The following is a 24,906-nucleotide window of genomic DNA, read 5'->3' as shown; positions in this document are numbered from 1 at the left end:
GCACCGGTCAAACCTTGGCGGCGTAGATCATCCGGCCCGGCCCCAGTCGCGCGAACACCTGCTCCAGATCGCGCTCGCCGACCGCGAAGCAACCCTGGCTGCGGCCCAGCATGCCGTGCGTGCGGATCATGTCGGGGTTCGCGTACCACGCGCCGTGGATCACGATCGCGCGGCCCAGCGCGTTGCAGTTGGTCGGGTCCAGCCCGATCAGCCGCTGCGACTTGCCATGCTTGCCGACATAATAGTCCGACGTCGCGAACGCGCCCTCCGACGAGGCGTTCGACCCGAAATCGTTCGAGAAGCGCTTCAGATAGCCGGTGTGCGACGGATCCGATCCGCTGCCGTGCGACACCAGCAGCGACGTGCTGCGCCCGCTCGCCAGGTCGACGAAGTGGAACCGCGGCTGCGACGAACCGGCGGTGAAGTCGACGATCGCCATCCGGTCGCGCATCGCGACGCGCGATCCCTGCTGGCTCAGCGAGGCGAGCGCGCGGCGCATCAGCTCGGGCCGCACCACATTGGGCGAAACCATCGGCGCCGCCGGCACCTTGGCCGCCGGCGTCAGCTGCGCCGTCGACAACCGCCGCGTCGCCGACGACACCGTTCCCGGCATCGCCACCACCCCCGCCAGTATCAGGCCATTCTTCAACAGCGCGCGGCGACCGCGCGCGACATCGTGATCGTGCATCGACATCCCGGATTACAGTTAACCCCGCAGAGCCTCTCGATAGCATGATTCGGGTGAATATTCTGCTGCAATCCGAATTGGTTGCACGGGCCCCGGCTCATCCTGCCCCGACCGCGCCACGACTGGTCGACACCGCAGCGCGGCACGATCCGGCGCGTCGCGCGTTGATGGTCGCAGAGAGGGGGTTGGGACGAAAGGGACGACGACGATGAAGCAGCTGATCCTCGCCATCGCGGCCATGACGGCACCGATGCTCGCCATCACTCCCGCGCCGGCGATGGCGAACGAGGTCGCCGTCAGTATCGAGGAGGCGGCCGACACGCTGGCCCCCAACGCCTTCGTCTGGAGCGACCCGGCCAATACCGACCCCGTCACCATCGTCGTCAGCCTGACCCAGCAGCGCGCCTTCGTCTATCGCGGCGACGCGTTGGTCGCCGCCTCCAGCGTCTCGACCGGCAAGGACGGCAACGACACGCCCATCGGCATCTATCCGATTCTGCAGAAGAACGAGAAGCACAAGTCGAACCTCTACGACTCGGCCCCGATGCCCTTCATGCAGCGCCTGACCTGGGACGGCATCGCCCTCCACGCCGGTCGCAACCCCGGCTTCCCCGCCTCGCACGGCTGCATCCGCATGCCGACGCAGTTCGCCAAGCGCCTGTTCGGCATCACCGATCTCGGCACCACGGTGGTCGTCACGCATGGCATCGTCGAGGGCCAGAAGCTCGACCGCGAACTGCTGATCACCGAGGAGATGCGCGCCAACCAGGCCCAGCTGGCGATGCTGCCGTAATGCTCGAACGACGCTTCGGGAGGACCTGCCTTCCGGAGCATCGCGCCCGATGCCTGACCTACCACTGCCGTTCGGCCTGAGCGAAGTCGAGGGCCATGCACCGGCGGCCGTGCCGCGGCTCTAGACCGGCAGCCCCAGTTCGCGCAGCCGCGACACCAGATCGTCGACGCCGGTGAACAGGATCGCGTGCATTCCCACTGCCGCTGCACCCGCCACGTTCGCGGCATTGTCGTCGATGAACACCGCGTCCTCCGCCGCCAGCCCGAATCGCGCCAGCGCCAAGCGGTAGATCGCGGCATCGGGCTTCACCAGCTTCTCCGCTCCCGACACGACGATCTCGCGGAAACGGTCGAACAGCGCCGCCTCCTGCGCGCGGAACGGCGGCCAGAACTCGTGGCTGAAATTGGTGATCGCGAACAACGGCACCCCGGCTGCGTCCAGCCGCTCGACCAGTGCGTGCATGCCGGCGACCGGCCCCGGGATCGATTCGAGGAAGCGTGGCCCCCATGCGGCGATCAGCCCGGCATGCTGCGGGTGGAGCGCGATCAGCTCCGCCGATGTCTCGGCGAAGTCGCGTCCGGCGTCGTGCTGGAAATGCCAGTCATGCGTCAGCACGTCGCGCAGGAACGCGTCGAGCGCCTGATCCTCGGGGATCAGGCGCTCGTACAGGAACCGTGGGTCCCAGTCGTACAGAACACGACCGACGTCGAAGACGACGGCGGTCGCCACCTGCTTCAGCCCTGGCGGGCCTTGAAGCGGCGGTTGGTCTTGTTGATGACGTAGGTGCGGCCGCGGCGACGGATCACGCGATTGTCGCGATGGCGATCCTTGAGCGACTTCAGCGAATTGCGGATCTTCATGATGACGGCTTTTCGTTCGGGTGTCTGGAAAGCGCCGGCGCCTAGGGCCAAGGGGGTACGAAGTCAAGCAACGGACCGCCGCGCCGAGCGTTTCGAACCTGAAACATACTGCCCGTACCATCGCCCGTAACGTAGATGAGGTCACCATGCCGTCGCGCCTGTTCGCTGTCGTTCTTCCTCTCGCCGCCATGACCGGGCTGTCCGCCTGTGCGACCGGCCCCTCGCTGCCGCCGACCGATGTGATCCGCTATCACCTGGGCGAACCGCTGGAGCGGGGCACGATCCGCGTCGAGCCGCTGACGACCGAGGGGGCGACGCCCAGCATCGAGTTCAAGACCTATGCCGCCGCGGTGGAGACGCAGCTGCTGCGCAACGGCTACACCCTGCCGGCGGCCGGCGCGCAGCCGCAGCTGCTCGCCACCGTCGGCTTCAACCGCGCCAATCGCGTCGGTCCGCCGCGCTCGTCGGGCGTGTCGATCGGGCTGGGCGGCGGCGGCTTCAGCGGGGGGCGGCGTGGCGGCGGCGTCGGGCTGGGCGGCGGCATCGGCTTCCCGCTGGGCGGCACCCGCAACAGCGCTCTGGTCGAATCGGAACTGGCGGTGACGATCAAGCGCCGGGTCGACCTGTCGCCCGTGTGGGAGGGTCGCGCCCACACCATCACCGACGCGCGCAAGCCGGATGCCGACGTTCCCGCCCAGGCGGCGAAGCTGGCCGCCGCGCTCTTCACGGGCTTCCCCGGCGAATCGGGCCGGACTATCGAGGTACGATGACCCTCAGCATCAACGCCGCCTTCGACAGCGGCAACATCCACCTGGTCGCCATCGACGGCGATCGCATCGACCTGGAAATCGTCGCCGACCACCGGTCGGACTTCTTCCAGTGGTTCTACTTCCGCGTCGCCGGGGCGGAGGCGGGGCGGACGCTCACCTTCCGCATCCTGAATGCGGGGCAATCGGCCTATCCGTTCGGCTGGCCGGGCTACAAGGTCCGCGGCTCGACCGACCGGGCGGCGTGGCGGATGATCGACACCGGCTATGCCGACGGCGTGCTCGAATGGCGCTGGACCGCCGATTCGGCGCTCGGCTGGTTCGCCTATTTCGCGCCGTACACGATGGAGCAGCACGAAGCGCTGGTGGCGCGCACCGCGCTCCTCCCCGGCATGCGCCACCGCGAGCTGGGCCAGAGCCTCGACGGGCAGGCGATCGACTGCTTCACCGTCGGCACCGGGCCCAAACAGGTCTGGATCTACGGCCGCCAGCACCCCGGCGAATCGATGACCGAGTGGTGGATGGAAGGCGCGCTGGAGCGGCTCGGCGATGCCGGCGATCCGGTCACCCGCGACCTGCTGGCCAAGGCGACCGTGCATGTCGTCCCCAACATGAACCCCGACGGCACCCGCCGCGGCCATCTGCGCACCAACGCCGCCGGCGTGAACCTCAACCGCGAGTGGCACACGCCCACCGCGGAACGCAGCCCGGAGGTCCTGTGCGTCCGCAACGCGATGGACGAGACCGGCTGCGCCGTCGCGATGGACATCCACGGCGACGAGGCGATCCCCGCCAACTTCCTCGCCGGATACGAGGGCATTCCGTCCTGGACCGACGATCACGGCGCCAAATTCTACGAATATGGCCGCCGCCTCGCCGCCCACACCCCTGATTTCCAGACCGAGCAGGGCTATACCAAGGCGTCGGCCGGCAATGCCAACCTGTCGATGTCCACCAACCAGCTCGCCGAGCGGTTCGGCGCGGTGTCGATGACGCTGGAGATGCCGTTCAAGGATCATGATCCGAACCCCGATCACGAGTTCGGCTGGAGCCCCGAACGCTCCAGGCGCCTCGCCCATGCGATGCTGGAAACGCTGGCGGACATGATCGACGAGATGTGACGAGGGGGCGGGCGAGCGCATGACGATCGACATCAGGGCGGACGATCCGCGCTCCCCGGCCATCGCCCCGCTGCTCGCCCTCCATCTCGCCGAATTGCGCGGCGTGATGACGCCCGAATTCGCCTTTGCCCTCGATGCCGACGAGCTTGCCGCCCCCGGCATCGCCTTCTTCTCGGCCTGGCGCGACGGCGTGCTGGTCGGCATGGCCGCGCTGAAGCGGCTGGACGACGATGCGGGCGAGGTGAAGTCGATGCGCGCCACCCCCGCCGCCCGCGGCACCGGCGTCGGCCGCGCGCTGATCCGCCACGTCGTCGCGGCCGCCCGCGCCGCCGGCCATCGCCGCCTCCATCTCGAGACCGGCACCGCCGATACCCACGCCGCCGCGGTGGGCCTGTACCACAGCGAAGGCTTCGTGGACGGCGACGCGTTCGCCGACTATGCGCCGAGCCCGCACAACCGCTTCATGGTGCTCCACCTGTAAGGGCGACGCCGCCCGCGAACGAAGGAACCCCGATGCCCCAGCTCGTCCTGATCCGCCACGGCCAGTCCGCCTGGAACCTCGAGAACCGCTTCACCGGCTGGTGGGACGTCGATGTGACCGAGCAGGGCGCGGCAGAGGCGAAGGCGGCCGGCGAGCTGATGGCGGCGAAGGGCCTCGACTTCGACCTGACCTTCACCAGCCTCCAGCTGCGCGCGATCAAGACGCTGAACCTCGCGCTCGAGGCGATGGGCCGCCTGTGGCTGCCGACCGAGAAGAGCTGGCACCTGAACGAGCGTCACTATGGCGGCCTGACCGGCCTCGACAAGGCGGAGACGGTGGCGAAGCACGGCGAGGAGCAGGTGAAGATCTGGCGCCGCAGCTTCGACGTGCCCCCGCCGGTCGCGGAGCCGGGCGGCGCGTTCGACCTGACCAGCGACCGTCGCTACGCCGGCATCGCCATCCCCGCGACCGAGAGCCTGAAGGACACGATCGACCGCGTCCTGCCCTATTGGGACCGGCGCATCGCGCCGGCGCTGAAGGACGGCCAGCGCGTCCTCATCTCCGCCCACGGCAATTCGCTGCGCGCGCTGGTCAAGCACCTGTCGAACATCCCCGACGACGAGATCACCGGGCTGGAGATCCCGACCGGCCAGCCGATCGTCTACGAGCTCGACGCCGATCTGACCCCCACCGACCGCTATTATCTGTCCGAGCGGTAGGGGCAGCGGGCGCCCGCCTGCCAACCGGCCGAAACAGCGGTGTTTTTAGCACCGGCGACACGGTGCTTGCCTTGTCGGTGCAGGGTGGCGACGGACGGGATCGTTCCCCGTATCGGATCGGTGCCCGTCGATGGTGTTCGCCTGCCTGGTGTCGATGGCCGCTGTCGCGGTGCAGGCAACGCCTCCCGCTTCGCCGCGCCCCGTCCCGCCGCCCGCCCCGGCGGCGGCATCGCCGGACGAGATCGTCGTCACCGGCCGGCGCCCCTATGGCTCCGCGATCGGCGAGACGCAGCCGATCGCGGTGCTCGATGCGGATGCGCTGCGCGCCCTCGGCGCCACGACGATGAACGATCTGATGACCCGCCTCGGCCCGCTCGCCCGATCGGCGACGGGGGCGGAGCCCGCGCTGCTCCTGAACGGGCGGCGCATCTCGGGCTTCGACGACCTGCGCGGCATCCCGCCCGAGGCGATGGAGCGGACCGAGATCCTGTCGGAGGCGGATGCCGCCCGCTTCGGCTTCCCACCGACCGTACGGGTGATGAACTTCGTCACCCGGAAGAACTTTCGCGCGGTGACGGTACAGCAGCTCGCCGGCATCACGTCCGAGGGTAGCGGCTCGAGCAACTACGTCGAGCTGGGATCGGCCGCGATCGACGGCGCCCGCCGCACCACGTTCGGCGTCACACACAATCGCCAGAATCCGATCCTGCAAAGCCAGCGTGCCATCGCCCCCGATCCCGCGACGCCGTTCGCGATCGGCGGCAATGTCACCGGTGCGGCGGGGGGCAGCATCGATCCGCGGCTCGACGCACTCGCCGGCCGTACGGTCACGATCGCGGCGGTCCCGGGCCAGGCCGCGGTACGCCGGACGCTTTCGGATTATGCCGGGGGCGCCGGGGCGGTCAGCGACATCGGTCCGTTTCGCACGCTCGTCGGGCGCAGCGACACGATCCGGGTAGAGGGTACGCACGCCAGGCCGCTCTCCGGCGCGCTCGACCTGTCGCTCAACCTCTCGGTGGAGGGATCGCGCAGTGCCGGGCTGAACGGCCTGGCCACCGCGGTCCTGCCGATCGCACCCGGCGGGTTCCTGCCGTTCGCCGACGACGTCGTCCTCTATCGCTACCTGCCCGGCGCCGTGCTTCGCCAGCGCGGCAACCGGCTGGCGCTGCGCGGCGGCGGCACGGTCAACGGCCGCATCGGCCGCTGGAACTGGAACGTCAGCGGCACCTACGACCAGGCACGCGACCGCGGCACGTCGGACCAGGGCGTGGCCATCGACGCGTTGCAGGCGGCGATCGCCGCCGGCGGCGACCCGCTCGCGCCCGTCGATGCCGGCGCCCGGCGGCTGACGGTGCGCAGCCGGACCGATACCGGCACGCTGGTCGGCAAGGCGGTGGCGACCGGCCCGCTCGTGCAGCTGCCCGCCGGTCCCGCCGAACTCACCGTCACCGCCGACTACGCACGGTCGACCAGCACCGGCCGCTTGCCGGGGTCGGGCGGCGACGCCGCGCTCGACCTGCATCGGTCGACCGGCGGTGCCAGCGTCAACGCGACCCTGCCGATCGCCTCGCCCGACCGCGGCATCCTGACCGCGCTCGGCCAGGTCAGCGCGACCGGCATGCTCGGCATCTCCGACGTGTCGGATTACGGGCGGCTGCTCAGCTCCAACCTGGGCCTGAACTGGGTGCCGCTGCGCTGGCTCGACGTCACCGGATCGATCAATCGCACCCAGACGCCGCCCGCCATCACGCTCCTGACGGCGCCCACGCTGATCTATCCCAACACGCCGTTCTTCGATTTCGCGACCGGCACCAGCCTGCTCGTCACCACCGTCGTCGGCGGCAATCCCGCACTCGATCCCGAACGGCGGCGGGTCACCACGGTCGGGCTGGGCGTCGCCCCGATCAAGGGCAAGGAGCTGCGCCTCAACCTCTCCTATGTCGATACGCGCATCCGCAACCAGTCCGCGATCCTGTCGGGCGCGCTGCCGATCATCCAGTCCGCCTTTCCCGGCCGCTTCGTCCGCGATGCCGCCGGCACCCTGACCCGCGTCGATCTCCGCTCGATCAACATCGCCGCCGAACGCGAGCGCAAGCTGCTCCTTTCCACCAACATCTTCATGCAGCTGGGCCCGGAACCGGCCGCTCTTCCCGTCGCGCCCGGCCAGCCCGGCAGGGACACACCGCCACCGCCGCCGCCCAAGCCGCGTCCTGTCCTGTTCGCATCGATGACCACCACCGTCCGGCTCGACAACCACGTCACCCTGCGTCGCGGCATCGCACCCCTCGATCTGCTCGACGGATCGACGCTGGATGGATCGGGCGGACGACCGCGCTGGGAGTGGGAGGGCAATCTCGGCATCGGCATCGGCGGGCTGAACATCAGCATCTTCGCCCACCTGCAGGGGCCGACCCGCATCCGCAGCGAACTGGCGGCGTCCGACCTGCGTTTCTCCGGCCGGACGTCGCTCGCGCTGTTCGGCGGATTCGATGCGGAGCGATTGACGCCTGCCCCGTGGGCGAAGCGGCTGACATTCCAGGTGACGATCGACAACCTGCTGAACGATCGCATCGAGGTGCGCGACCGCACCGGCGCCACGCCCAACCGCTTCCAGCCCGCGCTGCTCGATCCGGTCGGCCGCTCCATCCGCCTCGGCGTGCGCAAGATGTTCTGATCCGGCACCGGCAACGGGTTTCCCCTGTCCTACGCTGCCGCTCCCGGGGTAATCCGGCACCCATGCACGTCACCGCCCACCGCCGCCCGACCGGGATGATTGCGACAGCTTCACTGTCGAAACTTTGCCGTTCGCCACGCGCCGGACGACACCTCGACTCTCGCGCCAGCGATCCCGTGCAAGCCACGGCGAACGCTGGCATCCCACCCCGATCCGCCGATCGGCGGCGATCGGCCGGAGACGCTCGCATGTCGCAACTTCCTCAACATTCGCCGGCAGCCGCCCTCTCCCGATTGCCACGCCGCGTTACCCTCGCTAACCGCCGGCCATGACGCAGGTCGGCATCATCATGGGCTCGACGTCCGATTGGGACACGATGCGGCACGCCGCCGCGACGCTGGACGCGCTGGGTGTCGGCTACGAGACCAAAGTGGTCTCCGCCCACCGCACGCCGCAGCGCCTCTACGACTACGCCACCGGTGCCGCCGATCGCGGGCTGAAGGTGATCGTGGCCGGGGCCGGCGGTGCCGCTCACCTGCCCGGCATGGCCGCATCGATGACCCACCTGCCGGTGCTGGGCGTCCCCGTCGAATCGAAGGCGCTGAAGGGCATGGATAGCCTGCTCTCCATCGTCCAGATGCCCGGCGGCGTGCCCGTCGGCACGCTCGCCATCGGCAAGGCGGGGGCGATCAACGCCGGCCTGCTCGCCGCCGCGATCCTCGCGACGGCCGACGATGCGCTGGCCGACCGGCTGAAGGCATGGCGCGCCGCACAGACCGACGGCGTGGCGACGGACCCCGCCGGATGACACGCTCGCCGCTGCCCCCCGGCTCGACCATCGGCATCCTCGGCGGCGGCCAGCTCGGCCGCATGCTGGGCGTCGCCGCCGCGCAGCTCGGCTACCGCACCCATGTCCTGGCCCCCGACCGGGAGAGCGTGGCCGCGCAGACCGCCTCGGTGATGACCCGCGCCGATTACCACAACCGCATCGTCCTCGCCGATTTCGCCGAGGCGTGCGACGTCGTCACCTACGAGTTCGAGAATGTGGCGTGCGAGCCGGTCGAGTGGCTGGCCGAGCGCGTGCCGGTCCACCCGCACCCCCGCGCCCTCGCCGTCGCGCAGGACCGCGCGGCCGAGAAGCGCTTCGTCGAGGGGCTGGGCGGCCGTCCCGCCCGCTGGGCGCCGGTCCACGATCGCGCCAGCCTTGATGCCGCGCTGGCGCATGTCGGCACGCCGGCGGTGCTCAAGACCGCCCGCTTTGGTTACGACGGCAAGGGTCAGGTGCGGCTCCACACCCCCGCCGATGCCGATGCGGCGTGGGAGGCGATCGGCGGCCCCGCCGTGCTGGAGGCGTTCGTCGCGTTCGAACATGAATTCTCGATCCTCACCGCGCGCGGGATCGACGGCGCCACCCTCCGCTACGACGCGCCGCTGAACGTCCACCGCGACGCGATCCTGCGCACCTCCACCGTCCCCGCGCCGGCACCGGTACTGGCCCAGGTCGCCGCCGCCGCCGATCTCGCCGCACGCATCGTCGCTGAGCTGGATTATGTCGGCGTCCTCGCCTGCGAATTCTTCGCGACCGCCGACGGACCGGTGTTCAACGAGATGGCGCCGCGCGTCCACAATTCCGGCCACTGGACGATCGAGGGTGCGCAGACGTCGCAGTTCGAGAACCATGTCCGCGCGATCTGCGGCCTGCCGCTCGGCTCCACCGCGCTCACCGGCGACCGCGCGACGATGCGCAACCTGATCGGCGACGACGACGGCACGCCCGCACTGACGCAGCCGGGCGCGCATCTCCATCTCTATGGCAAGGGCACCGCACGTCCCGGTCGCAAGATGGGCCATGTCACCACCATCGAACGCACGGTGTCCGCATGATCCACCTCGCCGCCCTCGCGCTCGCCATCCTCGCCGCGCCGGCGCAGGCGCCCGATGCGGCACCCGCCGCCGCGCCTGCTGTCCCTGTGCCTGCTGCCCCTGCGCCCGCGGCCACGCCCGCGCCGGTGGTCCCGCCGGCACCGCGGCCCGGCACGGTGCGGGTGACGATCGTCACCGCGCTCGGTCCGGTGCTGATCGAACTGGAACGTGACAAGGCGCCCGTCACGGTCGCCAATTTCCTGCGCTATGTCGATGCGAAGCGGTTCGACAACACCGCCTTCTACCGCGCGATGAAGCTGGGCGAGACGGCCGGGCTGGTCCAGGGCGGTGTGCGCAACAGAACGAACCTGATCTTCCCGCCGATCCCGCACGAATCGACCGCGAAGACCGGCCTCACCCATGACGACGGCGCCATCTCGCTCGCGCGGGCCGAACCGGGCAGCGGCCGCGGCGATTTCTTCATCGTCATCGGCTCGGTCCCGACGCTCGACGCCAACACCGCGGCCACCGGCGACAAGCTGGGCTACGCGGTTTTCGGTCATGTTATCAGTGGGATGGATATCGTCCGCCGCATCCTTGCCGCCCCCACCTCGCCGACCGCCGGTGGCGCGGCGATGCGCGGGCAGATCCTCACGGCGCCGGTGAAGATCCTGACGGCACGGCGGGTGCGGGCGTCTTGAGCTTGTAGGCGCACAGGTCGACGACCGGGCAGCGCCAGCACTCCGGTCGCCGCGCCTTGCAGATGTAGCGGCCGTGCAGGATCAGCCAGTGGTGGGCATGCAGCCGGAACGGCTGCGGCGTCGCCTTGTCCAGCTTCAGCTCGACCGCCAGCGGCGTCTTGCCCCGCGCCAGCCCGGTCCGGTTGCCGACGCGGAAGATGTGGGTGTCGACCGCGAACGTCTCCGCCCCGAACGCGACGTTCATCACCACGTTCGCCGTCTTCCGCCCCACCCCCGGCAACCGCTCCAGCGCCGCCCGCTCCGGCGGCACCTCGCCGCCATGGTCGTCGATCAGCATGCGGCTCAGCGCGATGACGTTCTTCGCCTTGCTGTTGAACAGGCCGATCGTGCGGATATGCCGCTTCAGCCCCTCCTCCCCCAGCGCGATCATCTTGGCGGGCGTATCGACCTCGTCGAACAGCGCCCGCGTCGCCTTGTTCACCGACGCATCCGTCGCCTGCGCCGACAGCGCCACCGCGACGACCAGCGTGTACGGGTTGCGATACGCCAGCTCGGTTTCCGGATGCGGGTTCGCTTCGGCCAGCCGGCGATAGAATTCGAAGACGTCCGCCTTCTTCACAGGCCCAACACGTCGCCCATCCGGTACCGCCCCACCGGCTGCCCGGCCAGCCAGAGCGCCGCCTTCACCGCCCCGCGTGCGAAGATCGACCGGTCCTGGGCATAATGACCCAGTTCGATCCGCTCCCCCTCGCCCGCCAGGATGACGGTGTGGTCGCCCACCACCGATCCCCCGCGCAGCGCCGCCATGCCGATCGTCCCCTCGCACCGTGCGCCGACCAGTCCGAACCGTTCGTCGACGCGCAGTTCGGACAGGGCGGATCCCCGCCCTGCCGCCGCCGCTTCGCCCAGCAGCAATGCGGTGCCGGACGGCGCGTCCAGCTTGTGGCGGTGATGCATCTCGACGATCTCGATGTCCCAGTCCGTCCCCAGCCGTGCCGCTGCCTCGCGCACCAGCGTCGCGAGCAACGTGACGCCCAGCGAGGTATTGCCGGTCTGCAGGACCGCGATATCCGCCGCCGCCGCGTCGATCAGCGCGTGCTGCGCCGCCGACAGGCCGGTGGTGCCGATCACGATCGGCGTTCCGGCGGCACGTGCCGCGGCCAGATGGGCCTCGACACCCGACGCGGTGGAGAAGTCGAGAAGCACGTCGGCGGACCGTGCGAGCGGCGCCGGATCGTCCCGCGCGTCGGCGCCACCCGCCAGGGTACCGCCCGCGACCGCGATCGCGTCGGCGATGGCGCGCCCCATCCGCCCGCTGCTGCCATAGATGCCGATCGCGGTCATGCGCCCTCTTCCCTCAGCGGTCGCGCCAGCAGGGCGCCGATCACCTCTGTCACCGCCGCTCCCTCCAGCAGCCGGCACACCGCCTCGCACACCGGCATGTCGACGCCAGCGTCGGCCGCGGCCTGGCGCAGGACCGGCGCGGTGAACGCGCCCTCCGCCACCGTGCGCCGATCGGCCATCAGGGTCGTCGCGGACTCGCCGCGGCCCAGCCCGACGCCCAGCGAGAAGTTGCGGCTGCTGGTCGACGAGCAGGTCAGCACCAGGTCGCCCAGCCCAGACAACCCCGCCAGCGTCTCCGCCCGCGCGCCGCGTGCCAGTCCGAACCGGGTCATTTCGGCGAACCCGCGCGCGATCAGTGCGGCGCGCGCATTCTGTCCCAGTCCCGCCCCCTCGACGACACCACAACCGATCGCCAGCACGTTCTTCACCGCTCCGCCGATCTCCGCGCCGATCACGTCGTTGCTGGCATAGGGGCGGAAATGCGGGGCCGCGAGGCGCTCGGCCAGCGCGGCACGGATCGCATCGTCGGCACAGGCCAGGGTGACCGCGGTCGGCAGTCCCCGCGCTACCTCGAACGCGAAGGTCGGCCCCGACAGCACCGCGATCGGCGCGGCCGGATGGATCGCCTGCGCCACCTCTCCCATCAGGCGGCGGGTGCCCGCCTCGATCCCCTTGGCGCACAGCACCAGCGGCTGGGTGCCCAGATCCATCTGCGCGAGGACGGTGCCGACATGCTGCGCCGGCACCACCACCAGCAACGCCGCCACGTCGCGAAGATCGCGCGTGTCGGCCGTGGCGTGGATCGTCGGCGACAGTGCGATGTCCGGCAGGTAGAGCGTGTTGACGTGGTCCCGGTTGATCGCGTCGACGACTTCCGGCTCGCGCGCCCACAGCATGACGTCGCGTCCGCCGAACGCCGCGACCTGCGCCAGCGCCGTACCCCAGGCACCGCCGCCGAGGACCCCGATCTTCATGCCTTCACCCCCGCGCCACGGACCGCTTCCGCAGCCGGATCGAGTGGCCAGCGCGGACGCGCGGCGACATCGAGCGGATCGGTCAAACCCGCGCCGAACCGCTCGACGCCCGCCCAGGCGATCATCGCGGCGTTGTCGGTGCAAAGCCACAGGGGCGGCGCGACGAACCGGCGACCGTGCGCCGTCGCCAACGACCGCAACGCGCCCCGGACAGCGGCATTCGCGGCCACCCCACCGGCAACCACCAGCGTCGCTGCTTGAGGTGCGGCGGCCAGCGCCCGCGCCGTGCGATCGACCAGGCAATCGATCACCGCCTGCTGGAACGAGGCCGACAGATCCTCGGCGGAATGGCTGTCCACCGCCCGCGCCACCGCGCTCTTCAATCCGGCGAAGGAGAAATGCGGCTCAGTCGACCCTTTCAACGGGCGGGGCAGCGCCACGGCAAACGGATCGCCGGCCGCGGCCGCACGCTCCACCGCGGGCCCGCCGGGAAAGCCTAGGCCCAGCAGCTTGGCGGTCTTGTCGAACGCCTCGCCCGCCGCGTCGTCGATCGTCGTCGCCAGCCGGCGATAGCGGCCGACCCCCTCGACCAGCAGCAACTGACAGTGACCGCCGGACACCAGCAGCAGCAGATAGGGGACATCGAGATCGGGATCGGACAGACGCGGGCTGAGCGCGTGCCCTTCCAGATGGTTGACCGCGATCAGCGGCTTGCCCGCCGCATGCGCCAGCGCCTTGCCGGTGACCAGACCGACCATGACGCCGCCGATCAGCCCCGGCCCTGCCGTCGCCGCGATCGCATCCACCTGCCCCAAACTCACGCCCGCATCGGCCAAAGCGGCCTCGACCAGCGGAGCCAGCACCTCGACATGCGCGCGCGCGGCGATTTCCGGCACTACCCCGCCAAAGGGTGCGTGCGCCGCCTCCTGCCCGGCCAGGCGGTGCGCCAGCACCTGCCGGTCGCCGGTTACCAACGCCGCAGCCGTTTCGTCGCACGAGGATTCGAGACCCAGGATCAGCATCCCCGGCTTGTAGGCCGGTTGCTCGCCTTGTCCAAGACGCGCTAGGCAGCGGCATGGCTGTGATGAGGTTGGGAACGCGCGGATCGCCACTGGCGCTGACGCAGGCGAATATGGTGCGGGCGGCATTGTGCGCGGCGCATGGCTGGACGGATGATTCGGTCGATCTCGTCGTGATCCGCACCACCGGCGACCGGGTGCAGGACCGCGCGCTGACGGAAATCGGCGGCAAGGCACTCTGGACCAAGGAACTCGATCGCGCGCTGCTGTCGGGCGAGATCGATGCGGCGGTCCACTCGATGAAGGATGTCGAGACGGTGCGCCCCGCGGCGATCCGCATCGCAGCGATGCTGCCGCGCGCGGATGTGCGCGACCGGCTGATCGGCGCCAGCAGTGTCGCGGCGCTGAAACCAGACGCGGTGATCGGCACCAGCAGCCCCCGTCGCCGCGCGCAACTGCTCGCGGCGCGGCCTGATCTGCGTATCGTGCTGTTGCGCGGCAATGTGGAAACGCGGCTCGCGAAGCTGGCGGCCGGCGATGTCGATGCGACGCTACTGGCGGCTGCCGGGCTCGATCGCCTCGGCCGCGGCGACGTCGGTCATCCCCTCGCCACCGACGTGATGCTGCCGGCGCCGGCACAGGGAGCAGTCGGGATCGAGGTGCGGGCGGACGATGCGGGCACCGGCACGCTGATCGCCGCGATCGACGACGCGCCGACCCATGCCTGCGTTTCGGTGGAGCGATCGCTCCTCGCGGCGTTGCAGGCGGACTGTCACTCTCCCGTCGCCGCGCTGGCCAGCCTTGCCGGCGAGACGCTGGTGCTGCGCGGCGAGCTGCTGGCGGAGGATGGGTCGGCGCGGGTGGAGGGTCTGGTCGAGGGCGTGGTCACCGACGAGCTCGGTGCACGTCTCGCGGCCGATCTGCTCGCGCGAGCACCGGCGTCGGTGCGGCAGCTGTTCGGCGCGTGAGCCGTCCGCTGACGGTGCTGCGGCCCGAACCGGGCAACGCGCGCACCGCCGCGGCGATCGAGGCGACGGGCAGCACGGCGATCCGCCTGCCGCTGTTCGCGGTAGGCCCGGTGCCATGGACACCGCCGCCACTCGACGGGATCGACGCTCTGCTGGTGACAAGCGCCAACACGTTCCGGCAAGGCGGCGAGCGCCTGACCGGGCTGGCCTCGCTTCCCGTCCATGCCGTGGGTGAGGCGACCGCGGTCGCGGCGCGGCGCGCGGGATTCGACGTCGCGACGGTCGGATCCGCCGATGCTGCAACGCTCGTCGCGACGATCCCGCCCGGCATCCGCCTGCTCCATCTCGGCGGGCGCGAGCGGCTGTCGATCGCCGGCGTGGCATCGGTGGCGGTCTATGCCGCCGAGGTGCTGCCGGTCGATCCGGCCACGATCGACCGGCTGGCGGGCAGCGTCGCACTGCTCCATTCCGCACGCGCAGCCCACCGACTGGCCGCGTTGGTCGCCGCAGACACACGAGCGACGATGCGGCTGGCGGCGCTGTCCCCGGCGATCGCGGCGGCAGCCGGCGGCGGTTGGCAGCGGGTCGCCGCCGTCGCCAAACCGGACGACTCGGCGCTCATCATGGTGGCAGTGCAGCTGGCCGATTGACCGCGCCCGCCGGTGCGAGGATAAACGCCGCCGATGAGCAGTCACGCGCCTTACAGCACCCAGCCGCCGCGCCCTCGCCGCTGGGCGATCGTCGCGCTCATGCTGGTCCTGGCCTTTGTCGTCGGCGGCATGGTGGTGGCCTATGCTATGCGGCAGGGTTACGACTGGGGCGGCGCGCTTCACCTGACCGACCGTTCGGCCAAGTCGCCCGCCGGCAGCGAGGCACCCGGCTTCACGCCCGCCCAGCCCCTCGGTGTCGGCGGCGACGCGCCTGCCGTCGATCCGGCGGCGCTCGTCACGCGGGAGGCGGCGCTCGCGGCGCAGCTGGCCGCGCTCGAGGCGCGCGCCGCGGCCGTCGCGACCGATGCCGCGGCAGCGGGAACGCAGGCGACACGGGCGGAGGCGCTGATGGTCGCCTTCGCCGCGCGCCGCGCGATCGATCGCGGAACCGGGCTGGGGTATCTGGAGGAACAGCTGCGCACCCGCTTCGTGACCGCGCAACCCCGTGCCGTCGCGGTGGTGATCCAGGCCGCGCGTACCCCGGTGACGACCGAGGACCTGCGTCAGGGGCTGGATGCCATCGCCCCGGCCCTGCAGGCAGGCGGTGAGAGTGGCTGGCTGACCCAGGTACGTCGCGAACTCGGCCATCTGGTCGTGCTGCGGGAGGAGGGCACCCCCTCCACCGCCCCGGTCGACCGGCTCGCGCGTGCCCGCCGGCTGCTCGACGATGGTCGCGTCGATGCGGCCCGGGCGGAGGTGGCGCGGCTACCCGGTGCCGGGCAGGCGAACGCCTGGCTGGCAGCGGCGAGACGCTATTCGCTGGCGCATCAGGCACTCGACATGATCGAGACCGCGGCGATCCTGGGTCAGGCGCAAGGCACGCAGCAGCCGGCACGCAGCACACCGCCGATCACGACCACACCGACGTCCGACGATCCGTCCGCGGTGATCGACGGCGACGCCGACGATCGCGAGCGGACCGGCCGGACTGTAGCCGATCCGCTGTCGGTCTCGCTCGGCCCGGTCGACGTCTCGCTCGCCCGCGTGCCGTATGTGGCGAGGATCGCGACACTGTGGTCCGCGATGCGCGGGGTGGGGGCGATGCTGCACCCCTGACGCGATCAGCGTTTCAGCCGCTCGATCAGTGCCTGTGCGCCGTGCGGCGCCCGAACCTTGGCGCCGTTGATGAAGAAGACGAAGGTATCGCGCGGCTTCCGGTCCGCCGCATCCGCGACATAGGGCAGTCCGTCGGGTGAGCCGCCGGCAGCCCACTCCCGCGCCCGCTGGGTCCAGTCGTCCAGTGCGGCGGCGGCGTAGCCGGCTGGCTCCTCCTCGACGCCCGCTTCCAGACGCGCATAGACGAAATCGCCGGCGATGTCGGCGATCGCGGGATAGTCGGTCGAGTCGGCGAATACGATCGCCACACCCGCCGCACGGCACAGCGTGACGAAGGCCGGATCGGCGAAGCTGTCGTGTCTCACCTGCACGGCATGGCGCAGCGACACCCCGTCCTGCGCCGCAGGCAGCAGGCGGAGGAAAGCGGCGAAATCGTCCGCCTCGAACCGCTTCGTTGCCACGAACTGCCACAGGATGGGTCCCAGCCGGTCACCCAGCTCGACAATACCCTGACCGACGAACCGCGCGATCGACTCGCCCGCCTCGGCCAGCACCTTGCGGTTCGTGCAATAGCGTGCCGCCTTCAGCGTGAAGACGAAATCGTCTGGTACCTGCTTCGCCCAGCCGGCGAACGTTGCGGGCTTGAAGCTGGAATAATAGGTGCCGTTGACCTCGATCGCAGTCAGGTGGCCGGCGGCATATTCCAGCTCCCGCTTCTGGGTCAGCCCTTCGGGATAGAAGGTGCCGCGCCACGGTTCATAGGTCCAGCCGCCGATGCCGACGCGGATGGTGCCATGCTGCTGTTCGGACTCCGTCATCCGCCCGGTGTACGACCGCTCGGGCCGGCCCGAAAGTGGCATCGATACAGGTAGGCGAAAGAGCTGATTTGAAGAAAATTCGGCAGATCCGTGTGCCGCGATGGGACGGTAAGCGCTTGCGCCTCTTACATACTAACCCGGGTAGGCGCCGCATCGCGGCGACGTGTTCCGTCTCGTCCTGTTTACATTGACTTGCATTAGTGTTTCACCGTCCGTGGGGAAGTAGACCGGTAATCGGGCGGATGGGGTATCGAAACGGGAGGATGACGATGCCAGACATCGATCTTGCCACGCGGCCCGTGATGGTGGGGATGACGGACCGCGTGGATGCAGCGAGGAAGGCGGCCGATAACGATGCGTTGACCCGCTTCGTCGACGGCATCTGTCGCGCGATCGGGGCTGTCGCCGGCTGCCTTGTCGTGGAAGATCAGCAGAGCGACGGTGAGCGCCGGATACACGGCCGGGCCTGGACAGACGCAGCGGCGGATGCTGCCCTGACGCTGTCGCTGGCCGCCGCGCCCGCGCCGGGTAGTCGCGGCCACGCCTGGCTGCGCGATGCAGCAGTCCCGGCCCATCGCTGCCTGGCACTCGACGCGTCGGTTCCCGGTGTCTTGCGCCAGTTGATGCTGGTGTTCGACGCGCGTTCGATCGAGCCTGCCGATGCGACCGACCGGGTCATGGCGATGGCGCCGGGTCTGGCCGCCGCAGCCGGGGCGATGCACGACACCTGGCTGGCCTGCGATGCCACGGCGGAACGACAGCGCTTGCTGGCAGCCGCGATGAACCAGAGCGAGTGCGGGATCATCGTCGTCCGCGCGGATCATAGCGTCCTGTTCAGCAACCCGGCCGCACAGGCGATCCTGGCAACCCGCGACGGTATCGAGTTGCGCCGCGACCAGCTGCGCCCGACCCGCTATCAGGATGCCATCCGCTTCCAGGCCTCGCTGGACCATGTCCTGACCTTGCCGGCAGAAGCGGGACAACCCAGCCGGCACAGCATGATGCTGCTCCTCGACCGTCCGGACCAGCACCGCCCCCTCATCGCCGTCATCGCCCCCGCCGCGGCGGAAAGCGCGGAGGGCGGTGCCGCCGCGATCGTCTACGTCATGCGTCCCGAGCTGAGCGGGCTGCGCGGCGTGGAGGTGATATGCCAGCTACACGGCCTGTCACCGGTGGAGACCCAGCTGGTCGCTCGGCTCGTCGCCGGCGCGACGCTGAGCGAGGCGGCATTCGAGATGCGGATCAAGCCCGATACGGCGCGGGCCTATCTGAAGCAGGTCTTCGCCAAGACCGACACGCATCGACAGGCGGACCTGATCCAGCTCGTCATCCGCTACCAACGCGCGGTACGCGGTGACTTCCTGTTCCACGCCGCCTGACCTGACGGTCAGCGCGGCATCGGCGGCTCCCCCGCGCGAGCAAGGATGGTCCGGGCCTGCTTCAGATGGGGAGCATCCACCATCCGCCCGTCGACCTGCAGTACCCCGGCATCCGGCGCTGCGGCAAAGGCGGCGACGATCGCGCGGGCCTGTGCGATCTGCGCGGCATCGGGCGTGAAGGCAGCATTGATCGCCGCCACCTGCGCCGGATGGATCGCCATCATGCCCGTGAAGCCGTCGCGCGCACCCCGCCGCGCATACGTCTCGAGCCCCTCCTCATCGCGAAAGGCGGGATAGACCGTCTCGATCGCCGCCACTCCTGCCGCATGCGCGCCGAACAGCGTCAGCGATCGCACCATCTCGTAGGGAGCGGTGTAGCGGCCATCCGCCTCGCGCGAGGTGGCGGCGCCGATCGCGGCGGGCAGATCCTCCGCTCCCCAGGTCAGCCCGGCCAGCCGGCATCCGCTTCCACCATAGCTGCCGAGCTGAAACACGGCCGCCGCCGTTTCCGTCGCGATCGGCAGGACCGGTGCGTCGATCGACACGGCTGCCATCCGCTCCGCCAATCGACGGACGCTGGCACCGCCCTCCGCCTTGGGCAACACCACGCCGTCAGGCGACAGGCCGCGTAGCGCGTCGAGATCCTGCTCGCACAATCCCGTATCCAGCGGATTGACCCGGACGAACAGCATCGCGCCGTCCCGCTTGCCTCTCAGGCGATTGGCCACCGCCTCGCGCGCCGCATCCTTCGCCGCCGCGGTGACCGAATCCTCCAGGTCGAGGATCAGCGCGTCCGCGCCGCTGGCGGCGGCCTTGTCGAACCGTTCCGGCCGGTCGCCCGGCACGAACAGCAGCGATCGCAGCATCATGCCGGCGACCGCCTGATCAGCGCGCTGCGCAGGCACTGGCAGACGATCTCGTCGCGCTGGTTCAGCAGGCGATGCGTGAAGGTGACGATCCCCGCCTCGGGACGCGACCGGCTGTCCTTCAGCTCCGCCACCTCCGAAGCGGCGCGCAGCGTGTCGCCCAGGAATACCGGCTTGGGCATCACCAGCTTGTCGTATCCCAAGTTGGCCACCAGCGTGCCCAGCGTCGTGTCGCTCACCGAAAGACCGACCATCAGCGCGAAGGTGAAGGTACCGTTGACCAGGATCTGGCCGAACTCGCTGGCGCGCGCCGCCTCCGCATCAATGTGAAGCGGTTGCGGATTGTGCGTCATCGTCGAGAACAGCAGATTGTCCGTCTCGGTCACCGTGCGGCGGATCTCGTGGACGATCCGATCACCGACCCGCCACTCGTCGAACCAGCGTCCGGCCATCAGCTTTCCCCCCTGGCGATCCGTGCCAGCAGCGTGCCCTCGGGCACCTGCGCACCCTCGCTGACCTTCAGCTCGGCAACTACGCCGTCGAACGGCGCCAGCAACGCCTGTTCCATCTTCATCGCCTCCAGCACCAGCATGCGCTCGCCCTTGGCGACCGTCTGCCCCGCCGCGACGAGCACCGCTAATACGCGGCCCGGCATCGGCGACAGGATCGCGCCATCGCCCTCACCGCCACCGCCGGCATGGTCCGCCCGGCGCGGACCGAATGACCATGCCTCGCCGTCCAGGAACAGCACGTCGTTCGCGATCATCGCGTCCCCGGCCGCTGCGTCGCGGACGAGATAGGGCTTGCCGGAGACCTCCACCTCGACCTGGGGCGACGGATCGGCGTTGGCGCGGAACCCGCGCAGGTCGGTCCACGGATCGCCCGCCATGGCCGGCAGTATCGCCGCCGCCGCTGCCGCCAGCACCGCCGCGGATGGCTCGGCCGCGGGAATCAACGCGTCCGCATGCCGCTCGATAAAACCGGTGTCGACCCGGCCGGCGACGAAGTCGGGGTGCGCCGCCGCCCGCGCCAGAAAGGCGGCGTTGGTCCTGACCGGCCATACCTGCGTCCCACGCGCAGCCGCCGCGAGCTTCGCGGTTGCATGATGTCGTGAGGTGCCGTGGACGATCAGCTTGGCGATCATCGGATCGTAATAGGGCGTCACCTCGCCGCCCTCCTCCACGCCGCTGTCGATCCGAAGCCCGGTGGGAAAGTGCAGCCGGTCGAGCGGCCCGGTGGAGGGCAGAAAGCCGTTGCTCGGGTTCTCGGCATAAAGGCGCGCTTCCATGGCCCAGCCGTCGATCGACAATTCGTCCTGCCGTTTGGGCAATGGCTCGCCAGAGGCGACGCGCAATTGCCATTCGACCAGATCCTGGCCCGTGATCGCCTCGGTCACGGGATGCTCCACCTGCAGCCGCGTGTTCATCTCCATGAACCAGATGCGGTCGGCGCTCAGCCCGTCCGATCCGTCGGCGATGAACTCGATCGTGCCGGCGCCGACATAATCGACCGCTTTCGCGGCGCGAACCGCCGCGTCGCATATCGCCGCGCGCGTCGCCGCGTCCATGCCCGGCGCGGGTGCCTCCTCGATCACCTTCTGATGACGCCGCTGAAGCGAGCAGTCGCGCTCGAACAGGTGGACGGCCTGCCCGTGCATGTCACCGAACACCTGCACCTCGATATGGCGTGGCGACAGGATGTACTTCTCGATCAGCACCTGCGTGTTGCCGAACGAGGCCGCCGCCTCGCGTTGGCAGCTTTCCAGCATGGTGGCGAAATCGGCCGCGGCGTCGACCTTGCGCATGCCCTTGCCACCGCCGCCGGCCACCGCCTTGATCAGCACCGGATAGGCGATCGTGTCGGCCTCCGCCTGCAATCGCTCGGGGGACTGGTCCGCACCCAGATATCCCGGAGTGACCGGCACGCCCGCCGCGATCATGCGCTCCTTCGCCGCATCCTTCAGCCCCATCGCCCGGATGCTGGCGGGCGGCGCGCCGACCCAGATCAGCCCGGCCGCGATCACCGCCTCGGCGAACGTCGCATTCTCCGACAGGAAGCCGTAGCCGGGATGGATCGCCTCCGCGCCGGTGGCCCACGCCGCTTCCAGCAGGCGATCCTGCCGCAGATAGCTGTCGGTCGCCGCTGCCGTGCCGATGCACACCGCCTCGTCCGCCTCCCGGACGAACGGCATGCCCGCATCGACGTCGGAATGGACGGCGATGGTGCGGATGCCGAGCCGCTGCGCGGTGCGGATGATGCGGCGGGCGATTTCGCCGCGATTGGCGATCAAAAGGCTGTTCATCATGGCCGTCACATCCGGAACAGGCCGAACTTCGGCGTTTGAGGGATCGGCGCGTTCAGCGTGGCGGAGAAGGCGAGGCCCAGCACGTCGCGCGTCTGGACAGGATCGATGATGCCATCGTCCCACAGCCGCGCGGTGGCGTAATAGGGATTGCCTTCGTCCTCGTACTTCTGCCGGACCGGTGCCTTGAAGCGTTCGGCCTCCTCCGGCGCCCAGCTGTCTGCATCGCGGTGCACCGTGGCCAGCACGCTGGCCGCCTGCTCGCCGCCCATCACCGAGATGCGGGCGTTGGGCCAGGTGAACAAGAAGCGGGGTGAATAGGCGCGCCCGCACATCCCGTAATTGCCCGCCCCGAAGCTGCCGCCGATCAGCACGGTGATCTTGGGCACCGACGCCGTTGCGACGGCGGTGACCAGCTTGGCCCCGTTCTTGGCGATCCCCTCCGCCTCATACTTGCCGCCGACCATGAAGCCCGAGATGTTCTGGAGGAACAGCAGCGGCACCCGCCGCTGGCATGCCAGCTCGATAAAGTGTGCGCCCTTCAGCGCGCTTTCCGAGAACAGCACGCCGTTATTGGCGAGAATGGCGACGGGCATGCCCCAGATCCGGGCGAACCCGCAGACCAGCGTGGTGCCGTACAGCGGCTTGAACTCGTGGAACTCCGATCCGTCGACGATCCGCCCGATCACCTCGTGTACGTCGTACGGCGCGCGTACGTCCTGCGGCACGATCCCGTACAGCTCCTGCGCATCGAGCTTCGGCGGACGGGGTGGGACGATCTCGATATCGACCATCTTGGGCCGGTTCAGCGTGGCGACGATGTCGCGCACGATCAGCAGCGCATGCTCGTCGTTCTCGGCGACATGGTCGACCACGCCGGACTTGCGCCCGTGCGTCTCGGCTCCGCCCAGTTCCTCGGCGGAGATCACTTCACCCGTCGCCGCCTTCACCAGCGGCGGTCCGGCCAGAAAGATCGTTCCCTGATCGCGCACGATCACCGTCTCGTCCGACATCGCCGGAACATAGGCACCGCCGGCCGTGCAGCTGCCCATCACGCACGCGATCTGGGCGATGCCCTCCGCCGACATCTGCGCCTGGTTGAAGAAGATGCGCCCGAAATGCTCGCGATCGGGAAACACCTCCGCCTGATGCGGCAGGTTGGCGCCGCCACTGTCGACCAGATAGATGCACGGCAGCCGGTTCTCGCGCGCGATCTCCTGCGCGCGCAGGTGTTTCTTCACCGTCATCGGGAAATAGGCGCCGCCCTTCACCGTCGCGTCGTTGGCGACGATCATGCACTCGCGCCCCGATACCCGGCCCGTGCCGGCGATCACGCCGGCTCCGGGCGCCCCGTCATCATACATGCCGTTGGCGGCCAGCGCCCCGATCTCCAGGAACGGCGAGCCGGGATCCAGCAGCCGCTCGACCCGGTCGCGCGGCAACAGTTTGCCCCGCGCGACGTGCCGCGCGCGGTGCTGTTCCGATCCACCCAGCGCAGTCTTTGCCACGGTCGCGCGCAGCGCTTCCGCCAGCGCGCCGTTATGGGCGGCGTTGGCCCGAAAGACGTCGGACCCTGCATCGACATTGGTCGTGATGGTCGCCATCGGCCTTCACTGCGCCTTCGGTGCGTCGTGGCCGATCAGCTCGCGACCGACCAGCATCCGCCGCACCTCGTTGGTGCCCGCCCCGATGTCGAGCAGCTTGGCATCCCGCCAGTACCGCTCGACGGGCCAGTCCTTGGTATAGCCGGCGCCGCCCAGCGCCTGGATCGCCTCGCCCGCTACCTTCACCGCGTTCTCGGAGGCGAGCAGGATGCATCCTGCCGCATCGAACCGGGTGGTGCGGCCGGCGTCGCACGCCTTGGCGACCGCATAGACATAGGCGCGGGACGAATTCAGTGCGACGTACATGTCCGCGACCTTCGCCTGCATCAGCTGGAACTCGCCGATCGGCCGGCCGAATTGCTTGCGCTCGCGGACATAGGGCAGAACGACGTCGAGGCAGGCCTGCATGATCCCCAGCTGGATGCCGGACAGCACGACGCGCTCGTAATCCAGCCCCGACATCAGCACTTTGACACCACCGTTCAGCGGCCCCATCACCTGCTCGTCGGCGACGAAACAGTCGTCGAACACCAGCTCTGCGGTGGGCGAGCCGCGCATGCCGACCTTGTCGATCTTCTGCCCGATCGAGAAGCCGCCGAAATCCTTCTCGATCAGGAAGGCGGTGATCCCCTTCGATCCGCCATCGGCGATGGTCTTGGCATAGACGACGAGCGTGTCCGCATAGGGGGCGTTGGTGATCCAGAACTTGGTGCCGTTCAGTCGCCAGCCGCCATCCACCTTGTCGGCGCGCAGTTTCATCGACACCACGTCCGATCCGGCGCCCGCCTCCGACATCGCCAGGCTGCCGACATGCTCGCCGGAGATCAGCTTCGGCAGATACCGCGCCTTCTGCTCGGCATTACCCCAGCGGCGGATTTGGTTCACGCACAGATTGGAGTGGGCACCATAGCTGAGCCCGACCGACGCCGACGAGCGGCTGATCTCCTCGCACGCGATCAGATGTTCGAGATAACCGAGGCCAAGGCCGCCATCCGCTTCCTCGACGGTGATGCCGTGGAGGCCCAGCGCGCCCATCTCGGGCCACAGGTCGCGCGGAAAGCTGTCCTCGGCATCGACCCGCGCCGCGATCGGCTCGATCCGGTCCAGCGCGAACCGTCGCGTGGTGTCGCGGATCGTGTCCGCCATCTCGCCGAGACAGAAGTCCAGGTCGGCCAATGTCACTCTCCCGTTCGTCGTTG

26 protein-coding genes are annotated in these 24,906 nt (G+C 69.7%); 13 read left to right on the top strand and 13 right to left on the bottom strand.

The window, feature by feature from the left end:
- Window positions 1-7: 7 nt before the first annotated feature.
- Window positions 8-688 carry a murein L,D-transpeptidase catalytic domain family protein gene (locus ABC319_RS13045; RefSeq protein WP_413070642.1) on the bottom strand — a complete coding sequence of 227 codons (681 nt, stop codon included), beginning with the start codon at window positions 686-688 and terminating at the stop codon, window positions 8-10.
- A 208-nt stretch (window positions 689-896) separates the two neighbouring features.
- Between ABC319_RS13045 and ABC319_RS13040 the strand changes: the two genes are divergently transcribed.
- Complete coding sequence (locus ABC319_RS13040) at window positions 897-1,481, top strand: L,D-transpeptidase family protein (protein ID WP_413070641.1); 585 nt, start codon at window positions 897-899, stop codon at window positions 1,479-1,481.
- A gap of 120 nt (window positions 1,482-1,601) precedes the next feature.
- Here ABC319_RS13040 and ABC319_RS13035 read toward each other — a convergent pair whose 3' ends face one another.
- The gene (locus ABC319_RS13035) at window positions 1,602-2,210 is read right to left on the bottom strand and encodes an HAD-IA family hydrolase (RefSeq protein ID WP_413070640.1); all 609 of its coding nucleotides are present in this window, start codon (window positions 2,208-2,210) and stop codon (window positions 1,602-1,604) included.
- Between the two features lie 5 nt (window positions 2,211-2,215).
- Window positions 2,216-2,341 carry a type B 50S ribosomal protein L36 gene (gene ykgO, locus ABC319_RS13030; RefSeq protein WP_003046794.1) on the bottom strand — a complete coding sequence of 42 codons (126 nt, stop codon included), beginning with the start codon at window positions 2,339-2,341 and terminating at the stop codon, window positions 2,216-2,218.
- A 146-nt stretch (window positions 2,342-2,487) separates the two neighbouring features.
- Between ykgO and ABC319_RS13025 the strand changes: the two genes are divergently transcribed.
- The 8 genes from ABC319_RS13025 to ABC319_RS12990 all read left to right on the top strand — a co-directional run bounded on the left by ABC319_RS13025 (window position 2,488) and on the right by ABC319_RS12990 (window position 10,667).
- A complete protein-coding gene (locus tag ABC319_RS13025; protein ID WP_413070639.1) occupies window positions 2,488-3,111 on the top strand; it encodes a DUF4136 domain-containing protein in 624 nt (207 codons plus the stop codon).
- Window positions 3,108-4,229, top strand: a complete 1,122-nt coding sequence (locus ABC319_RS13020) for a M14 family metallopeptidase (RefSeq protein WP_413070638.1) — start codon at window positions 3,108-3,110, stop codon at window positions 4,227-4,229. Before ABC319_RS13025 ends, ABC319_RS13020 begins: the two co-directional genes overlap by 4 nt.
- Before the next feature lie 19 nt (window positions 4,230-4,248).
- The gene (locus ABC319_RS13015) at window positions 4,249-4,710 is read left to right on the top strand and encodes a GNAT family N-acetyltransferase (protein ID WP_413070637.1); all 462 of its coding nucleotides are present in this window, start codon (window positions 4,249-4,251) and stop codon (window positions 4,708-4,710) included.
- 32 nt (window positions 4,711-4,742) lie between these two features.
- Window positions 4,743-5,429: a 2,3-diphosphoglycerate-dependent phosphoglycerate mutase gene (gene gpmA, locus ABC319_RS13010; protein WP_413070636.1), complete on the top strand. Its 687-nt coding sequence runs from the start codon at window positions 4,743-4,745 to the stop codon at window positions 5,427-5,429.
- Window positions 5,430-5,559: 130 nt separating this feature from the next.
- On the top strand, window positions 5,560-8,103 hold the full coding sequence (locus tag ABC319_RS13005; protein ID WP_413070635.1) for a porin family protein: 2,544 nt from the start codon (window positions 5,560-5,562) through the stop codon (window positions 8,101-8,103).
- 328 nt (window positions 8,104-8,431) lie between these two features.
- Window positions 8,432-8,911, top strand: coding sequence for a 5-(carboxyamino)imidazole ribonucleotide mutase (gene purE / locus ABC319_RS13000; RefSeq protein ID WP_413070634.1), 480 nt, complete (start codon window positions 8,432-8,434; stop codon window positions 8,909-8,911).
- Window positions 8,908-9,987 carry a 5-(carboxyamino)imidazole ribonucleotide synthase gene (locus tag ABC319_RS12995; RefSeq protein WP_413070633.1) on the top strand — a complete coding sequence of 360 codons (1,080 nt, stop codon included), beginning with the start codon at window positions 8,908-8,910 and terminating at the stop codon, window positions 9,985-9,987. Before purE ends, ABC319_RS12995 begins: the two co-directional genes overlap by 4 nt.
- Window positions 9,984-10,667 carry a peptidylprolyl isomerase gene (locus ABC319_RS12990; protein WP_413070632.1) on the top strand — a complete coding sequence of 228 codons (684 nt, stop codon included), beginning with the start codon at window positions 9,984-9,986 and terminating at the stop codon, window positions 10,665-10,667. Before ABC319_RS12995 ends, ABC319_RS12990 begins: the two co-directional genes overlap by 4 nt.
- Here ABC319_RS12990 and nth read toward each other — a convergent pair.
- The 4 genes from nth to tsaD are packed head-to-tail and all read right to left on the bottom strand — an operon-like array spanning window position 10,618 to window position 14,007.
- Window positions 10,618-11,286 carry an endonuclease III gene (nth, locus tag ABC319_RS12985; protein ID WP_413070631.1) on the bottom strand — a complete coding sequence of 223 codons (669 nt, stop codon included), beginning with the start codon at window positions 11,284-11,286 and terminating at the stop codon, window positions 10,618-10,620. The genes ABC319_RS12990 and nth overlap by 50 nt on opposite strands.
- Window positions 11,283-12,011: a 4-hydroxy-tetrahydrodipicolinate reductase gene (gene dapB / locus ABC319_RS12980; RefSeq protein WP_413070630.1), complete on the bottom strand. Its 729-nt coding sequence runs from the start codon at window positions 12,009-12,011 to the stop codon at window positions 11,283-11,285. Before dapB ends, nth begins: the two co-directional genes overlap by 4 nt.
- Complete coding sequence (locus ABC319_RS12975; RefSeq protein WP_413070629.1) at window positions 12,008-12,985, bottom strand: NAD(P)H-dependent glycerol-3-phosphate dehydrogenase; 978 nt, start codon at window positions 12,983-12,985, stop codon at window positions 12,008-12,010. The genes dapB and ABC319_RS12975 overlap by 4 nt, the downstream gene beginning before the upstream one ends.
- Window positions 12,982-14,007, bottom strand: a complete 1,026-nt coding sequence (gene tsaD / locus ABC319_RS12970) for a tRNA (adenosine(37)-N6)-threonylcarbamoyltransferase complex transferase subunit TsaD (RefSeq protein WP_413070628.1) — start codon at window positions 14,005-14,007, stop codon at window positions 12,982-12,984. The genes ABC319_RS12975 and tsaD overlap by 4 nt, the downstream gene beginning before the upstream one ends.
- Before the next feature lie 53 nt (window positions 14,008-14,060).
- On the opposite strand from tsaD, the gene hemC reads away from it, so the two are divergent.
- From hemC to ABC319_RS12955, 3 genes are read left to right on the top strand one after another with little or no spacing between them, the layout of a single operon-like run.
- On the top strand, window positions 14,061-14,972 hold the full coding sequence (gene hemC, locus ABC319_RS12965; RefSeq protein ID WP_413070627.1) for a hydroxymethylbilane synthase: 912 nt from the start codon (window positions 14,061-14,063) through the stop codon (window positions 14,970-14,972).
- A complete protein-coding gene (locus tag ABC319_RS12960) occupies window positions 14,969-15,622 on the top strand; it encodes a uroporphyrinogen-III synthase (RefSeq protein WP_413070626.1) in 654 nt (217 codons plus the stop codon). Before hemC ends, ABC319_RS12960 begins: the two co-directional genes overlap by 4 nt.
- Window positions 15,623-15,655: 33 nt before the next feature.
- Window positions 15,656-16,738 (top strand): hypothetical protein, encoded by a 1,083-nt coding sequence (locus ABC319_RS12955; RefSeq protein ID WP_413070625.1) that lies wholly within the window; start codon window positions 15,656-15,658, stop codon window positions 16,736-16,738.
- Window positions 16,739-16,743: 5 nt separating this feature from the next.
- Here ABC319_RS12955 and ABC319_RS12950 read toward each other — a convergent pair whose 3' ends face one another.
- The gene (locus tag ABC319_RS12950; RefSeq protein WP_413070624.1) at window positions 16,744-17,556 is read right to left on the bottom strand and encodes a DUF72 domain-containing protein; all 813 of its coding nucleotides are present in this window, start codon (window positions 17,554-17,556) and stop codon (window positions 16,744-16,746) included.
- Window positions 17,557-17,825: 269 nt separating this feature from the next.
- On the opposite strand from ABC319_RS12950, the gene ABC319_RS12945 reads away from it, so the two are divergent.
- A complete protein-coding gene (locus tag ABC319_RS12945; protein ID WP_413070623.1) occupies window positions 17,826-18,935 on the top strand; it encodes a helix-turn-helix transcriptional regulator in 1,110 nt (369 codons plus the stop codon).
- Window positions 18,936-18,943: 8 nt separating this feature from the next.
- On the opposite strand, the gene ABC319_RS12940 is transcribed toward ABC319_RS12945, so the two are convergent.
- The 5 genes from ABC319_RS12940 to ABC319_RS12920 are packed head-to-tail and all read right to left on the bottom strand — an operon-like array spanning window position 18,944 to window position 24,883.
- Window positions 18,944-19,804, bottom strand: coding sequence for an HpcH/HpaI aldolase/citrate lyase family protein (locus ABC319_RS12940; protein ID WP_413070622.1), 861 nt, complete (start codon window positions 19,802-19,804; stop codon window positions 18,944-18,946).
- Window positions 19,801-20,253 (bottom strand): MaoC family dehydratase, encoded by a 453-nt coding sequence (locus ABC319_RS12935; protein WP_413070621.1) that lies wholly within the window; start codon window positions 20,251-20,253, stop codon window positions 19,801-19,803. Before ABC319_RS12935 ends, ABC319_RS12940 begins: the two co-directional genes overlap by 4 nt.
- On the bottom strand, window positions 20,253-22,106 hold the full coding sequence (locus tag ABC319_RS12930) for an acetyl/propionyl/methylcrotonyl-CoA carboxylase subunit alpha (protein WP_413070620.1): 1,854 nt from the start codon (window positions 22,104-22,106) through the stop codon (window positions 20,253-20,255). Before ABC319_RS12930 ends, ABC319_RS12935 begins: the two co-directional genes overlap by 1 nt.
- Before the next feature lie 5 nt (window positions 22,107-22,111).
- Window positions 22,112-23,707 (bottom strand): carboxyl transferase domain-containing protein, encoded by a 1,596-nt coding sequence (locus tag ABC319_RS12925; RefSeq protein ID WP_413070619.1) that lies wholly within the window; start codon window positions 23,705-23,707, stop codon window positions 22,112-22,114.
- Window positions 23,708-23,713: 6 nt separating this feature from the next.
- Complete coding sequence (locus ABC319_RS12920; RefSeq protein WP_413070618.1) at window positions 23,714-24,883, bottom strand: isovaleryl-CoA dehydrogenase; 1,170 nt, start codon at window positions 24,881-24,883, stop codon at window positions 23,714-23,716.
- Between the last annotated feature and the right edge of the window lie 23 nt (window positions 24,884-24,906).

The sequence above is a fragment of the Sphingomonas phoenicis genome (assembly GCF_047238005.1).
In the GTDB taxonomy this organism is placed as follows: Bacteria; Pseudomonadota; Alphaproteobacteria; order Sphingomonadales; family Sphingomonadaceae; genus Sphingomonas.
The sequence above is the reverse complement of the archived record's forward strand: the minus strand, read 5'-3'. Positions and strand labels throughout refer to the sequence as shown.

What these genes read in the sequence shown, in the direction of transcription:
- ABC319_RS13045 (WP_413070642.1), bottom strand. Translation starts at nt 688, where the DNA reads ATGCACGATCACGATGTCGCGCGCGGTCGCCGCGCGCTGTTGAAGAAT.
- ABC319_RS13040 (WP_413070641.1), top strand. Translation starts at nt 897, where the DNA reads ATGAAGCAGCTGATCCTCGCCATCGCGGCCATGACGGCACCGATGCTC.
- ykgO (WP_003046794.1), bottom strand. Translation starts at nt 2,341, where the DNA reads ATGAAGATCCGCAATTCGCTGAAGTCGCTCAAGGATCGCCATCGCGAC.
- ABC319_RS13025 (WP_413070639.1), top strand. Translation starts at nt 2,488, where the DNA reads ATGCCGTCGCGCCTGTTCGCTGTCGTTCTTCCTCTCGCCGCCATGACC.
- ABC319_RS13020 (WP_413070638.1), top strand. Translation starts at nt 3,108, where the DNA reads ATGACCCTCAGCATCAACGCCGCCTTCGACAGCGGCAACATCCACCTG.
- ABC319_RS13015 (WP_413070637.1), top strand. Translation starts at nt 4,249, where the DNA reads ATGACGATCGACATCAGGGCGGACGATCCGCGCTCCCCGGCCATCGCC.
- gpmA (WP_413070636.1), top strand. Translation starts at nt 4,743, where the DNA reads ATGCCCCAGCTCGTCCTGATCCGCCACGGCCAGTCCGCCTGGAACCTC.
- ABC319_RS13005 (WP_413070635.1), top strand. Translation starts at nt 5,560, where the DNA reads ATGGTGTTCGCCTGCCTGGTGTCGATGGCCGCTGTCGCGGTGCAGGCA.
- purE (WP_413070634.1), top strand. Translation starts at nt 8,432, where the DNA reads ATGACGCAGGTCGGCATCATCATGGGCTCGACGTCCGATTGGGACACG.
- ABC319_RS12995 (WP_413070633.1), top strand. Translation starts at nt 8,908, where the DNA reads ATGACACGCTCGCCGCTGCCCCCCGGCTCGACCATCGGCATCCTCGGC.
- ABC319_RS12990 (WP_413070632.1), top strand. Translation starts at nt 9,984, where the DNA reads ATGATCCACCTCGCCGCCCTCGCGCTCGCCATCCTCGCCGCGCCGGCG.
- dapB (WP_413070630.1), bottom strand. Translation starts at nt 12,011, where the DNA reads ATGACCGCGATCGGCATCTATGGCAGCAGCGGGCGGATGGGGCGCGCC.
- ABC319_RS12975 (WP_413070629.1), bottom strand. Translation starts at nt 12,985, where the DNA reads ATGAAGATCGGGGTCCTCGGCGGCGGTGCCTGGGGTACGGCGCTGGCG.
- tsaD (WP_413070628.1), bottom strand. Translation starts at nt 14,007, where the DNA reads ATGCTGATCCTGGGTCTCGAATCCTCGTGCGACGAAACGGCTGCGGCG.
- hemC (WP_413070627.1), top strand. Translation starts at nt 14,061, where the DNA reads ATGGCTGTGATGAGGTTGGGAACGCGCGGATCGCCACTGGCGCTGACG.
- ABC319_RS12955 (WP_413070625.1), top strand. Translation starts at nt 15,656, where the DNA reads ATGAGCAGTCACGCGCCTTACAGCACCCAGCCGCCGCGCCCTCGCCGC.
- ABC319_RS12950 (WP_413070624.1), bottom strand. Translation starts at nt 17,556, where the DNA reads ATGACGGAGTCCGAACAGCAGCATGGCACCATCCGCGTCGGCATCGGC.
- ABC319_RS12945 (WP_413070623.1), top strand. Translation starts at nt 17,826, where the DNA reads ATGCCAGACATCGATCTTGCCACGCGGCCCGTGATGGTGGGGATGACG.
- ABC319_RS12940 (WP_413070622.1), bottom strand. Translation starts at nt 19,804, where the DNA reads ATGATGCTGCGATCGCTGCTGTTCGTGCCGGGCGACCGGCCGGAACGG.
- ABC319_RS12935 (WP_413070621.1), bottom strand. Translation starts at nt 20,253, where the DNA reads ATGGCCGGACGCTGGTTCGACGAGTGGCGGGTCGGTGATCGGATCGTC.
- ABC319_RS12930 (WP_413070620.1), bottom strand. Translation starts at nt 22,106, where the DNA reads ATGATGAACAGCCTTTTGATCGCCAATCGCGGCGAAATCGCCCGCCGC.
- ABC319_RS12925 (WP_413070619.1), bottom strand. Translation starts at nt 23,707, where the DNA reads ATGGCGACCATCACGACCAATGTCGATGCAGGGTCCGACGTCTTTCGG.